We start from the raw sequence: 13,093 nt of genomic DNA, 5'->3' as shown, positions 1-13,093 counted from the left end.
AACCAGCACCGCTTCGACCTCCACGCCCTCGCCGCCGCCTACGCCCTCGACGCCCTCGACCCCGCCGAGCGGGACGACTTCGCCGCGCACCTCCCGCACTGCGAGGACTGCCGCAGGGACGTGGCCGAGTTCGGGGCGACCGCCGCCCGGCTGGCCGCGGCCACCGCCCAGGAACCGCCGCCCGCCCTCAAGCAGCGCACGATGGCCGCGGTCGACGGGGTGCGCCAGCTGCCGCCCCGGCTCCCCGCGAACGGTCCGGCCCGGCGTCTGCTCCACGGCCTGAGGCGCAAGGCCGTTCCCCTGGCGCTGGCCGCGAGCCTGGCCGCCGCCGTCTCCTTCGCCGGCATCGCCGCCTGGCAGCACCAGGAGAGCCAGGAGGCGATGCAGCAGGCCCAGCAGGCCGAACAGCAGCTCGACGAGGTGAGCACGGTGCTGGCCGCCCCGGACGCCCGCGCCGTCCACGGCCGGGCCACCAACGGCGCCCTCACCACGGTCGTCTCCTCCGCCCGCCAGAACAAGGCCGTCTTCACCGCCACCGGCCTGCCCGCCCCGGCGCCCGGCACCACCTACCAGCTGTGGCTCGACCAGGACGGCACCATGCAGCCGGCCGGGTTCATCCACGCCGACGGCACGGTCCCCCTGGACGGCGACCCCGCCGACGCCACCGCCGTCGGCCTCACCCTCGAACCGTCGACGGGCTCGCCCCGGCCCACCACCACCCCCCTCCTCCTCCTGGCCCTCCCGGCCTGACACCCCTTCCCCGCGCCGTCGAACCCGGAAGAAGCCGGACCCGACCGTATCGTCAGCGGGGTCCGCGCCACTGGAGGACCTTGAGGGCGGTGCCGACCTCGATCGGATTCCGGGCGAGGGGGCGCGGCAGGAGCTGGTCGGCGCGGGTGAGGCGGCGGAGCAGGGTGTTGCGGTGGGTGAAGAGGCGGGCGGCGGCGCGGGTGGCGTTGCACTGCTCCTCGATGAAGACGCGCAGGGTCTCGGTGATCTCGGGCGGCGCGGTCTCCAGGGCGCCGAGGGTGCGCGTGACGAAGCGGTCGGCGCGTTCGGGGTCGGCGGTGAGCAGGGCGACGAGTTCGACCTCGTGGTGGAAGGCCAGCCGGGACGGTGAGGTGAGGCGGGTGAGCATCTGCTGGGTGGTGAGCGCGTCGAGGTGGCTGCGGCGGAAGCCGTCGACGCCCGGCGCGGTGGAGCCGACCGCGGCCCGGACGTCGGGCAGGTGCTCCAGGGCGGCGCGCGTCCGGTCGGCATCCGGCCGGCCGTGGACCCACAGCCAGCGGGTCGCGGCGGAGGCGATGACGCTCAGGGGGCGGAGCTGGCCGGCGGCCTCGGCGAGGGCGTCGGCGGCCCGGTCGAGCTGGCCCGGGTCGGCGTCGGGGGAGTCGGTCCAGACGATCGCGGCGGTGTGCGTGGCCTCCAGCCGGTAGCCGAGGCGGCTCTCGGCGCGTTGCCGGGTGATCGGCGCTCCTTCGATGAGCAGGGCGACGGTCTCCCGGCGCTGCGCGTGGGTGCCGCGGGTGAGCTCGTCCCGTTCGGCGCGCATCCGGGCCGAGATCGCGTCCACGGTGTCGTCCACGAAGGCGGCGATGGAGCGCAGGGACACGTCGAGGAGTTCGCGCAGCTCCTCCGGATCGTCGGTGAGCGTGCAGGCGATCTGCGTCCACATCCGCACGGCGACGCTCTCGCCGACCCGGTAGGCGTCCAGGGCCGACTCGTCCAGGCCGCGCCGGATCATGTCCCGGGCGACGGCCAGCGGCGCCTCCGTGTCGTTGGCCGGGACCGGCTCGCCCGGGGCGCGGACGTTGGAGGCCGCCCAGAACAGCAGGTTGGAGCGGTTGGTCCGGCGCGTCCCCGCCGCCAGCACCGGATCGGCCGCCATCTGCCGCCTGGCCTCGCCGGCGAGGGTCGCCGCGTCGAGCTCGGCGAGCCACTCGGGGGAGGGGGTGAGGGCGATCTCGGCACCCCGGCGCATCAGTTCCCGTACACGGGGGGAGGGCGACGGCCACGACATGCGCCCATCGTACGGGTGCGGATCGCCACACCGGCCCGGCCCTGATGGTGCGGTTTGCACGTTGTCGCCGCGCGGCGGCGCCAGCAGCATGGACACACCCGCACCCGTCCTCGACACCGTCCGGAGCCGCCCGTGTCCCCGTCCCCTGTCGCGTCCGCCGCCGAGCACCTCGACGTCCTGATCGTCGGAGCCGGGATCTCGGGCATCGGCGCCGCGCGGTACCTGAAGACCGAGCTGCCGTCGAAGAGCTTCGCGATCCTCGAAGCCCGCGGGGCGTCCGGCGGGACCTGGGACCTGTTCCGCTACCCGGGCATCCGCTCGGACTCCGACCTGCACACCTTCGGCTACGAGTTCAAGCCCTGGCGCGACGAGCAGTCCATCGCCGACGCGCCCCGGATCCTGGACTACCTGCGGCAGACGGCAGCCGAGAACGGCATCGACGCGCACACCCGGTACCACCACGAGGTGCTCGGCGCCTCCTGGTCGAGCGACGAGGCGCGCTGGACCGTCGAGGTCGAGCGCGCCGACACCGGCGAGCGCGCCACGCTGACCTGCGGCTGGCTGTTCTGCGCGGGCGGCTACTACCGCTACGACGAGGGCTTCACGCCCGCGTTCGAGGGCCTGGAGCGGTTCCGGGGTCCGGTCGTGCACCCGCAGCACTGGCCGGAGGACCTGGACTACGCGGGCAAGCGCGTGGTGGTGATCGGCAGCGGGGCGACCGCGGTCACCCTCGTCCCGTCGATGGCGCCCACCGCCGCGCACGTGACCATGCTCCAGCGCACGCCGACGTACATCCTGCCGATCTCACGCGCCGACGCGGTCGCCAACGCGCTGAAGAAGTACCTCGGTGAGCGGCGCGGCTACGCCCTGTCCCGGCGCAAGAACATCGCTCAGCAGCGTCTCGTCTGGAGCTTCTGCCGGCGGTTCCCGAAGGCGGCACGGCGCCTGATCCGCTGGATCAACACCCGTCAGCTGCCCGCCGGTTATCCCGTCGACGAACACTTCAACCCGCCGTACGACCCCTGGGACCAGCGGCTGTGCGCCGTCCCCGACGGCGACCTGTTCCGGGTGATCCGCGAAGGCCGGGCCACCGTGGTCACCGACCGGATCGCCTCCTTCACCGAGGGAGGCCTCCTGCTGGAGTCCGGCCGGGAGCTGGAGGCGGACGTCGTCGTCACCGCCACCGGTCTGAACGTGCGGGCGTTCGGCGGCATCCGCCTCACCGTCGACGGCCGCGAGGTGAGCCTGCCGGACACCCTGGCGTACAAGGGCATGATGCTCTCCGGCGTACCCAACCTCGCCTTCGCCATCGGCTACACCAACTCCTCCTGGACGCTGAAGATCGGCCTGCTCTGCGAGCACTTCTGCCGACTGCTCGCCCACATGGACGCCCACGGCCACGACACCTGCCGCCCCGAGCCCACGGACCCCGGGATGCCGACCCGCCCCTTCCTGGACTTCGGGGCCGGCTACGTCCGACGCGCCGTCGACTCCCTGCCCCGCCAGGGTGACCGGATGCCGTGGCTGACCTCCATGGACTACCGGGACGACGTGAAACTCCTACGCTCCGGCAGCGTCGCCGACCCGGAGCTGATCTTCTCCCGGACGGAGGCCCGTTCGGGGGCGAGGGCGTGACGGGCGGGGGCGACGCCGCCCTCCTCACCCGGCACGGCGCGTGACCGGAGGGCCAGATCAAGCGCCAGTGCGTCCCGCGCCGGGACCGGCTCCGGGACGAGCCGGTCCCGGCAACCTTCCCGTCCCGGCGGGCCGAGCAGGGTGTCGCCGTACCGCTCCGGCTTCGGGCGCTGATGGGCCTCCAGGGCGTCCTCGACGGCGAGTTCGTGGAGGTCGAACCCGACCGCCAGGGAGCGGAGTTCCGCCTCCGTCGGCTGCTTCAGGGACCTCCCCGACAGCGGTCCGGGCGGGAGGAGAAGGATATATGGGTGGTATCCGGCGGGGGCGGGTGGTGTCCGCCGGGCCGGGCCGGCCATAGAGGACAGGATCTGTCCTCATGGGCTTGTAGCGTCTGCGCATGGACTCCCTCCCCCCGGTCTCGCGCCGTGCCCTGGGCCGTGCCACCCTCGCCCGCCAGTTGCTCCTCACGCCCTCGCCGCTCGCGCCCGAGGAGGCCGTGCACCACCTCCTGGGACTCCAGGCGCAGAACACCAAGCCGCCGTACTACGCCCTCGCCGCCCGCCTCGACGGCTTCCGGCCCGAGGCGCTGTCCGCGCTGATGGAGTCCCGGGCCGTCGCCCGGATCGCGACCCTGCGCTCCACCGTCCACACCCACACCGCCCGCGACGCCGTCGCCCTGCGCGCCTTCGTCCAGCCGGGTGCCCTCGACCGCGGGCTCGGCATGTTCCGCAAGCGGCTCGACGGCGTCGACCTCGACCGGCTCGGCGCCCTCGCCCGCGACTTCGTCGAGGCGGAGCCCCGTACCCCCGGACGGATCCGCGAGCGGCTGCTGAGCGAGTGGCCCGGGGCCGACCCCGAGGCCCTCACCATGTACGTGCGCTGCCTGCTGCCGCTCGTCCAGGTCACCCCGCGGGGACTGTGGGGGAGGAGCGGTCAGGTCGCGCTCACCACCACCGACGTGTGGTTCGGCGACCGGACCCACGAGCCCGCCGACACCGACGAGACCGTGCTGCGCTACCTCGGCGCCTTCGGGCCCGCCTCCGTCAAGGACATGCAGACCTGGTGCGGGCTGACCCGGCTGCGGCCCGCCTTCGAGCGGCTGCGGCCCCGGCTGCTCGTCCTGCGGGACGAGGACGGCACCGAACTCTTCGACCTGCCCGACGCGCCCCGCCCGGACGCCTCCGTCCCGGCCCCGCCCCGCCTGCTGCCCGAGTTCGACAACCTGCTGCTCTCACACGCCGACCGGCGCCGGTTCGTGCCCGAGGAGCACCGGGGCCGCACCTGGACCGGCAACCAGGCCCACCGCGTCCTCCTCCTCGACGGGACCGTCGCCGGGCTCTGGCACCTGGCGGAGGCCGAGGGGCGCGTCACCCTCACCGTCGAGCCCTTCGGCCGGATCTCCCGCGCCGACCGCGCCGGGATCACCGCCGAGGCCGAACGGATCCTCCGGCTCACCGTGCCCGAGGGCGACGCCTACGACCTGGTTTTCCGTGCCGGGGAGTGACCGGGAGCCCCGGCTGGGCCGCGCCGAGGCCGAGGCGCTCCTCGTCCGGGCCGGCCGGCACCCCGGACGTGACGTCGGGGACGAGCGGCTCCGGGAGCTGCTGGAGACGGTGACCCGACGGTTCGCCGCGGAAGGCCACCCCGTGGAGGCGTTCCCCGCCGCCCGCGCCTTCGTCCGGGCCTACGGCGGACTGCGCCTGGAGATCCCCGGCACCCCGCCGGACGCCGTCGGCCTCACCCCGCACTGGATCTACGAGGAGAGCGCCGAGGACGTCGCCGAGCTCGCCGCCCTCCTCGGCACCCGGCTCTTCCCGGTCGGCTTCACCGCCTTCGACGGGGCCATGGTGCTCCTCGACGACACCGGCCGGTTCTTCCTCCTCCACCACACCGGCCCGTACCACCTCGGTGACGACGTCCACGAGGCCGTGAGCCGGCTCCTGCGCGGCCCGGACGTCGAGGCCCGGGAGTTCTTCGTCAGGGCAGCGCCCCCGCCCGCCGCGCCGCCACCACCGCCTCCAGCCGGGTGTGCGCCCCCAGCTTCCGCATCGCCGAGCGCAGATAGCCCTTGACGGTCTCCGGGCGCAGCCCGAGCCGCTGGGCGGCCGCCGCGTTCGTCGCTCCGGAGGCGACCGCCGCCAGGACGTCCGTCTCGCGCGGGGTCAGCGCCACCCCGGCGACCGGCGCCGGGACGCCCGCCGCCGACTCCAGACGGCCGCAGACGGCGAGAAGCCGCGCCCGCAGCTCCGCGTCCCCCACCCTCGGGGCCAGCGCGCGCAGCTCGCCGTAGGCGTGCCGCACCTCCTCCCACGACGGGTCGGACGCCTCCGCCGGCTCCACCAGGCGGTTCACCTCGTCCCGCACGGCCAGCGCCTGCTCCACGTCACGGGCCGCCGCCACCGCCGCGTCGAAGACCCGCTCGCCGAGCGGCAGCGCGTCCCGCAGCGCGCCGTACAGCACCCCGCGCACCTGACGCCGGACGACGACCGGCACCGCGATCACCGACCGCAGGCCCTCCGCCGACACCGGCAGGTCGTACTCGTGGGTGATGTGCCGGGCCACCGGGTAGTCGGTGACCGCGCAGGGCCGGGCCAGCGCCAGGCACTTCCCGCCCAGGCCGTTGCCGGGGGAGATCGTCAGGCCCCGGAGCGCCGGGGTCACCGCCCCGTGCAGCTCGGCGATCCGCAGCGGCAGCCCGCCCTCCTGCACGAGGCCGCCGAAGACCACGGGCAGCCCGCTGCCGCGCCGCAGCCGCACCAGCGCGGCACGCAGCTCCACCGCCTCGATCCGCTCGGACACGGAAGAACACCACTCCTTCACCCCCGAACGGGGGTAGTGAGACCTGGGTCACCGATTACACGATGGGCGGGACCGGTCCCGCAACGAGGAGGACACATGACGGCTACCAGCGCGACCGAGGAGTTCCGGACCGCCCGGGACTTCCTGCTGCGGCACCGCGAGGACTACGCGGCGGCCTACGGCGGCTTCGCCTGGCCCCGCCCCGAGCGGTTCAACTGGGCGCTGGAGTGGTTCGACGTCATCGCCGAGGGCAACGACCGCACCGCCCTGCACATCGTCGAGGAGGACGGCACCGAGACCAGGGTGAGCTTCGCGGAGATGTCCGCCCGCTCCAACCGGGTCGCGAACTGGCTGCGCGCCCAGGGCGTCCGCGCCGGGGACCGGATCATCGTGATGCTGGGCAACCAGACCGAGCTGTGGGAGACCATGCTCGCCGCGATGAAGCTGCGCGCCGTCGTCATCCCCGCCACCCCCCTCCTCGGCCCCGCCGACCTCCGCGACCGGGTCGAGCGCGGCCGCGCCCGGCACGTCATCGTCCGCGCCGAGGACACCGCCAAGTTCGCCGACGTGCCCGGCGACTACACCCGCATCTCGATCGGCGGCGACGGGGTGAACTGGCTGGGGTACGAACACTCCGCCCGCGAGTCCGAGGTCTTCGAGCCCGACGGCGTCACCCTCGCCCACGACACCCTGATGCTCTACTTCACCTCCGGCACCACCGCCCGGCCCAAGCTCGTCGAGCAGACCCACACCTCGTACCCGGTGGGCCACCTGGCGACCATGTACTGGATCGGCCTCAAGCCCGGCGACGTGCACCTCAACATCTCCTCGCCCGGCTGGGCCAAGCACGCCTGGTCCAACCTCTTCGCCCCCTGGAACGCCGAGGCGACCGTCTTCATCCACAACTACACGCGCTTCGACCCGGGCCGGCTGATGGCCGAGATGGACCGGCACGGCGTCACCTCCTTCTGCGCCCCGCCCACCGTGTGGCGGATGCTCATCCAGTCCGACCTCGGCCGCCTCGCCACCCCGCCGCGCGAGGTCGTCGCCGCCGGCGAGCCGCTGAACCCCGAGGTCATCGAGGCGGTGCGGCGCGCCTGGGGCGTCACCATCCGTGACGGCTTCGGGCAGACCGAGACGGCCGTCCAGGTCTCCAACAGCCCCGGCCAGCGGCTCAAGGAGGGCTCGATGGGCCGCCCCAGCCCCGGCTACACCGTCACCCTCCTCGACCCGGTGACCGGTGACCCCGGCGCGGAGGAGGGCGAGATCTGCCTCGACCTCTCCACCCACCCGGTGGGCCTGATGACCGGCTACCACGGCGACCCGGACAAGACGGCCGAGGCGATGGCCGGCGGCTACTACCGCACCGGCGACATCGGCAGCCGCGACGAGGACGGCTACATCCACTACGTGGGCCGGGCCGACGACGTCTTCAAGGCGTCCGACTACAAGATCAGCCCCTTCGAGCTGGAGAGCGCGCTCCTGGAGCACGAGGCCGTCGCCGAGGCCGCCGTGGTCCCCGCGCCCGACCCGCTGCGGCTCGCCGTCCCGAAGGCGTACGTCGTCCTCGCCGAGGGCTTCAAGCCGGACGCGGAGACCGCGCGGGCCCTCTTCGCCCACTCGCGGGCCGTGCTCGCCCCGTACAAGCGGGTCCGCCGCATCGAGTTCGCCGACCTGCCCAAGACCGTGTCCGGCAAGATCCGGCGGGTCGAGCTGCGCCGCCTCACCGCCGAAGGCGCCGTCACGGGACCGGAGTTCACCGAAGGAGACCTGGCATGACCGGCACGGAGCCCAGTTACGCCCACGGGGTGGCGGACACCCCGCTGCTCGGCGACACCATCGGCGGCAACCTCGACCGGGCCGTCGCCGCCTGGCCCGACCGCGAGGCCCTGGTCGACGTGGCCGCCGGACGCCGCTGGACCTACGCCGAGTTCGGCGCCGACGTCGACCGGATCGCCGGCGCGCTCCTCGGCAGCGGCGTCCGCAAGGGCGACCGGGTCGGCATCTGGGCGGTGAACCGCGCCGAGTGGGTCCTCGTCCAGTACGCCACCGCCCGCGTCGGCGCCGTCATGGTCACCATCAACCCCGCCTACCGCGCCCACGAACTCGGCTTCGTGCTGCGCCAGTCGGGGATCTCGATGCTCTTCGCCTCGCTCGCGCACAAGACCAGCGACTACCGGTCGATGGTCGACGAGGTCCGGGACGCGTGCCCGGAGCTGCGGGAGACGGTGTACTTCGGCGACGCGAGCTGGGAGGAGTTCGCGGCCCGCCCGTCGGGAGGTCTGGTCCCCGAACCCCTCGCCGCCGACGAGCCCGTCAACATCCAGTACACCTCGGGCACCACCGGCTTCCCGAAGGGGGCCACGCTCTCCCACCACAACATCCTCAACAACGGTTACTTCGTGGGCGAGATGATCGCCTACACCGAGCGGGACCGGATCTGCGTGCCGGTGCCCTTCTACCACTGCTTCGGCATGGTCATGGGCAATCTGGCGGCCACCTCGCACGGCGCCTGCATCGTCATCCCCGCCCCGTCCTTCGACCCGGCCGCGACCCTCCGCGCCGTCCAGGAGGAGCGCTGCACCTCGCTGTACGGCGTCCCCACCATGTTCATCGCGGAGCTGAACCTCCCCGACTTCGCCGCGTACGACCTCTCCTCGCTGCGCACCGGCATCATGGCGGGCTCGCCGTGTCCGGTGGAGGTGATGAAGCGGGTGGTCGCCGAGATGAACATGGCGGAGGTGTCGATCTGTTACGGCATGACGGAGACCTCGCCGGTCTCCACCCAGACCCGCCGCGACGACGACCTGGAGCGGCGCACCGGCACCGTCGGCCGGGCGCTGCCGCACATCGAGGTGAAGGTGGTCGACCCCGCCACCGGCCTCACGGTGCCGCGCGGCACCGCGGGCGAGCTGTGCACCCGCGGCTACAGCGTGATGCTCGGCTACTGGGACGAGCCCGCGAAGACCGCCGAGGTCGTCGACGCGGGCCGCTGGATGCACACCGGCGACCTGGCCGTGCTGCGCGAGGACGGTTACGTCGAGATCGTCGGCCGCATCAAGGACATGATCATCCGCGGCGGCGAGAACGTGTACCCGCGCGAGATCGAGGAGTTCCTGTACGGCCACCCCAAGATCGCCGACGTCCAGGTGGTGGGCGTCCCCGACGAGCGGTACGGCGAGGAGATCCTGGCCTGCGTCGTCCCGCGCGACCCGGCCGACCCGCCCACCCTCGAAGAAGTCGCCGCCTTCTGCCGCGACCGCCTCGCCCACTACAAGGTCCCCCGCCGCGTCGAGATCCTCACCGAGTTCCCGATGACGGTCAGCGGCAAGGTCCGCAAGGTGGAACTGCGCGAGCGGTACGGATCCTAGGTCGCGGTCCGGACGGGTCGCGGCCCCGCCGGGACGGGCGGGGCGGGACCGTCCTCGCCGGGGCGCGCTCGTCGCCGAGCGCGCCCCGGGTGGAGGGGTCACGGGTCCAGGACGTTGTCCTTGCTGACCTGCGGGGCCTGGAGGATCCGCCGGACCCGAGGGGTCATGCCGCGGACGGGCAGGTAGATCCTGTTGCCGTTGGCCCGGGCGGTGGTGACCAGGCCCGCACCGGTGAGGCGCTGGACGGCGTCGGGGACCAGTTCACGGTGCTTCGCGTCGAGACCGCGGAAGAGGGCCGACTCCTTCCGGCCCGTGCCGCGCTGCGCGTACACCTTCTTGAGTATGGTCAGGACCACCTTGTTCATCGGCGTCGTCTTGAGCGCGAGGATGCCCTTGCCCGTCGACATCTGCGCGTCGAACTGCGCGACCTCGCACTCGACGAACCGCTCGTCGGGCAGTGCCGACCAGCCGGCGACCCCGGTCATCTGCCCGATGAGGCAGTTCTGGAAGTGCGGAAGCGCGTAGCCGTCGTAGTCGGTGAGGTCCAGCTCCTGGATCACGCAGTCGTGGAAGGCGAGCCAGTCGTAGCCCTTGGCGTCCGCCGACAGGGCGAAGCTGCGGAGCTCGATCTCGTGCAGGGAGATCGGGCTGCGGGCCTCGTCGCCGGGCCAGAGCCGGGCGGTGACGCGGACGATGTCGGCGACGATCGCGTCCGAGACGCCACCTCGCTGGAGCGCGGCGGCGGAGGCGTAGGCCCGCCCCGAACTCGCGCCGGCCTCCTGGGCGAGCTGGACGGCGGCCACGTCGATGCCCACCTCGTCCAGACAGGCGACACTGCCGGTCATCTCCATGAGGGGACTCGCGGCGTTCGGCTCGATCACGCACGCGACCACGTCGCCGGCCCTGGCGGCGTCGGCCAGCGAGACGTCGACGAAGCGCCGGGAGCCGTCGACGCTGTCCATGGCACCGAGCCCGGGCAGCCGCTGGAGGAGCTGGTAGGAGCCCTCGTCCGGCGCGTAGCCGCACACCGACTGGAAGACGGAGGTCAGTTCCTCCTGGGAGATGGGCCCCAGTCCGTCGGTGGAGCGGCGCGCCTGGGTGGCCAGCCGTTCCAGCACCTTGCGGATGGTGAAGCCGTCGACGCCCATCTCCATGCTCGCCTCGCGTTCGGCGATGCGGTCGAGCATCATGTGCCAGCCCTCGCCCGCCGAGCAGCCGAAGGTCTCTTCCATCGAGCTCTGGAAGGAGGTCGACGAGCCCAGGTAGCTGAGCAGCAGAGGGCGGGAAGGCAGCCAGTCGGGCAGCGACTCCTTCCAGCCGTAGGCGTCGAGGATCCGACGGGCCTGGTCGTCGGTCGGTTCACCGGCCATGAGGAACAGCGAGTCGTCGCGCACCCCCAGGGCCATGCGCATCTCGTTCTCGCTGTCGAAGAAGTGCGCGCGGCCGGCCAGCACGACGGACGTCGTCGGCCGTGAGTCGCTGCAGAACCGGCGCACCAGCTCCACCGACCGGCGCCGGATGTCGCGCATGGCCGACGTCCTGCCGAGCCAGCCGGGCGTCGCGATCTCGTCGAAGCCGTCGAGGATGAGGGTGACGTCCCCCGAGCGCCAGGCGCGGACCAGCTGGGCGGGATGCGGGAAGCCGATCTCGCGGGCGTGTCGCTCCAGCGCCTCGACCGGGCGGACCTGGCCCTGGTGGTCACGGAGGTTCAGGAGGATCGGGAAGGGCTTGAAGGGGTCCTGACGGTGAGCTTTGGCGAGACGCCGGTAGAGCTCGCGAAGGAACATGCTCTTCCCGGCGCCGTAGTCCCCGTAGAGGAGCACGGACCGGCCGTTCTTGACCTCGTCGGACACGCTGGTGACGGAGTAGGGGTCCCCGGTCCCGCTCTCCGTGGGGTCCACGGCGACGTAGGGCTTGAGCGCTTCGTAGTCTCCGCTGCTCGGCTCGCGCGCGCTGCCGAAGGGGTAGAACGGGCGCAGTTCGAGGTACTTCGCCGAGTCGACGAGCTGCCCCCGCAGCTGCGTGAAGCTGCACGCCACGAGGGGCTGGCCGAGGGTCTTGATGGCCAGCCGCTGGTCGGCGGTGGGTTCCTCGCGGGTGACGAAGTAGCCCTTGACCGATTTGAAGGGGTGCTCCCTGGCCTTCGCCAGACAGGCTTCGTAGAGCTTCCTGCCGTCCTTCTCGGCCTTGTCCTTGCGGCGCGACACCGTGCATTCGACGATGACGACGGAGTCGGCGGTGATGAACACGCCGTCCCGCTCCGCGGTTCCGATGTAGGTGGATCCCTGGAACTCGTTCTCCCCGGCGAACAGCGCGCGGGAGATCCGCAGCACCTCCGCCTCGAACGCCGACTGTTCCTGCTGCTGCTCGTTCGGTGCCAACGAACCCCCTCGCCCTGAGACTGACGTCGCATCATATCCGCGTCGCGAGGGGGCTTCCTGGCGGGAGCCGGGAGGTGAACCAGTCGGTCCGCTAAGGCAGGTGACGCACCATCAATTCGCGGCGCATGCAGACGCGCGGCCAGGTGGCCAGGCCGTGGGCGGCTTCGGCGAGGCTGATGGCGCGCAGGCCCTCGGTCAGGGCCGGGTCGGTGTCGGCGAGGGGGCGGAAGCCGAGCCGGGTGTAGTAGGGGGCGTTCCACGGCACGTCGGTGAAGGTCGTCAGGGTCAGGGCCGTCAGGCCCTGCTCCCGGGCGGCCTCCGCCAGGTGCTCGATCAGCGCCCGGCCGACGCCCTGGCGGGCCGCGTCCGGGTGGACGGAGACCTGCTCGATGTGGGCGGCGCCGTCGACGGTGTCGGCGAGCAGGTAGGCGACGGGCCGGTCGGCCCCGTCGACCGCCACCCAGGCCCGGCCCGCCGACCGGTACCCCTCCAGCACGTCCAGCGGCAGGGGATCGTCGTCGGCGATCGCGGTCATCCCGAGGGCGCGGAAGGGTTCGCCCGCAGCGCGCTCGATGGACTGGAGCAGCGGGAGTTCGGCCGGTGCGGCCGCTCTGATGCGCATACGCCAGTATGCCCCCGCCTCACCGCCCTTCGGGCGTCCGGTGGCCGAGCAGGCCCCCGTCACGGGAGAAGCGCGGCAGGAACAGGGCCAGCGCCGGGTCGCCGTACAGCGCCACGTAGAGCTGGACCAGGCGGCCGTCCGTCACCTCGCGCCGGTGCGCGGGCAGCGGGTGCCGCTCGCGCAGCTCGGCGAGGAGCCGTCGGGCGGTCCGGGTCGCGGCCGGCAGCCGCCACAGCGCGAGGGCGGCCAGGAGGGCCGGCGCCCT

10 protein-coding genes and 2 pseudogenes are annotated in these 13,093 nt (G+C 73.0%); 6 read left to right on the top strand and 6 right to left on the bottom strand.

Annotated elements, in window-relative coordinates; translation table 11 throughout:
* Window positions 1–750: anti-sigma factor (locus IE321_RS38140; RefSeq protein WP_190226283.1), on the top strand; the 750-nt coding region annotated here is incomplete at its 5' end.
* A gap of 52 nt (window positions 751–802) precedes the next feature.
* Here IE321_RS38140 and IE321_RS38135 read toward each other — a convergent pair.
* Window positions 803–2,020, bottom strand: coding sequence for a PucR family transcriptional regulator (locus tag IE321_RS38135; protein ID WP_190226282.1), 1,218 nt, complete (start codon window positions 2,018–2,020; stop codon window positions 803–805).
* Between the two features lie 132 nt (window positions 2,021–2,152).
* On the opposite strand from IE321_RS38135, the gene IE321_RS38130 reads away from it, so the two are divergent.
* On the top strand, window positions 2,153–3,655 hold the full coding sequence (locus tag IE321_RS38130) for a flavin-containing monooxygenase (protein ID WP_190226281.1): 1,503 nt from the start codon (window positions 2,153–2,155) through the stop codon (window positions 3,653–3,655).
* A gap of 137 nt (window positions 3,656–3,792) precedes the next feature.
* Here the strand turns inward: IE321_RS38130 and IE321_RS42540 are convergent.
* Window positions 3,793–3,918: pseudogene (locus tag IE321_RS42540) on the bottom strand (transporter); the annotation flags it as partial.
* Window positions 3,919–4,052: 134 nt separating this feature from the next.
* Here IE321_RS42540 and IE321_RS38125 point away from each other — a divergent pair.
* On the top strand, window positions 4,053–5,159 hold the full coding sequence (locus tag IE321_RS38125) for a winged helix DNA-binding domain-containing protein (RefSeq protein WP_190226280.1): 1,107 nt from the start codon (window positions 4,053–4,055) through the stop codon (window positions 5,157–5,159).
* Window positions 5,146–5,727 carry an SUKH-3 domain-containing protein gene (locus IE321_RS38120; protein WP_226651453.1) on the top strand — a complete coding sequence of 194 codons (582 nt, stop codon included), beginning with the start codon at window positions 5,146–5,148 and terminating at the stop codon, window positions 5,725–5,727. Before IE321_RS38125 ends, IE321_RS38120 begins: the two co-directional genes overlap by 14 nt.
* On the opposite strand, the gene IE321_RS38115 is transcribed toward IE321_RS38120, so the two are convergent.
* Window positions 5,633–6,454, bottom strand: a complete 822-nt coding sequence (locus IE321_RS38115; protein WP_043231317.1) for a helix-turn-helix transcriptional regulator — start codon at window positions 6,452–6,454, stop codon at window positions 5,633–5,635. The genes IE321_RS38120 and IE321_RS38115 overlap by 95 nt on opposite strands.
* Before the next feature lie 96 nt (window positions 6,455–6,550).
* Here IE321_RS38115 and IE321_RS38110 point away from each other — a divergent pair, with 96 nt between their 5' ends.
* Both IE321_RS38110 and IE321_RS38105 read left to right on the top strand, forming a co-directional pair.
* Window positions 6,551–8,233 carry an AMP-binding protein gene (locus IE321_RS38110; RefSeq protein ID WP_190226279.1) on the top strand — a complete coding sequence of 561 codons (1,683 nt, stop codon included), beginning with the start codon at window positions 6,551–6,553 and terminating at the stop codon, window positions 8,231–8,233.
* Window positions 8,230–9,825 (top strand): AMP-binding protein, encoded by a 1,596-nt coding sequence (locus IE321_RS38105; RefSeq protein WP_190226278.1) that lies wholly within the window; start codon window positions 8,230–8,232, stop codon window positions 9,823–9,825. The genes IE321_RS38110 and IE321_RS38105 overlap by 4 nt, the downstream gene beginning before the upstream one ends.
* A gap of 98 nt (window positions 9,826–9,923) precedes the next feature.
* Here IE321_RS38105 and IE321_RS38100 read toward each other — a convergent pair whose 3' ends face one another.
* The 3 genes and pseudogenes from IE321_RS38100 to IE321_RS38090 all read right to left on the bottom strand — a co-directional run.
* Complete coding sequence (locus IE321_RS38100) at window positions 9,924–12,206, bottom strand: NACHT domain-containing protein (protein WP_043231312.1); 2,283 nt, start codon at window positions 12,204–12,206, stop codon at window positions 9,924–9,926.
* 91 nt (window positions 12,207–12,297) lie between these two features.
* Window positions 12,298–12,828, bottom strand: a complete 531-nt coding sequence (locus IE321_RS38095) for a GNAT family N-acetyltransferase (RefSeq protein WP_190226277.1) — start codon at window positions 12,826–12,828, stop codon at window positions 12,298–12,300.
* Between the two features lie 19 nt (window positions 12,829–12,847).
* A pseudogene (locus IE321_RS38090) lies at window positions 12,848–13,093 on the bottom strand (TIGR04222 domain-containing membrane protein); the annotation flags it as partial.

It is taken from the genome of Streptomyces hydrogenans, from assembly GCF_014656075.1.
In the GTDB taxonomy this organism is placed as follows: Bacteria; Actinomycetota; Actinomycetes; order Streptomycetales; family Streptomycetaceae; genus Streptomyces; species Streptomyces hydrogenans.
The sequence above is the reverse complement of the archived record's forward strand: the minus strand, read 5'-3'. Positions and strand labels throughout refer to the sequence as shown.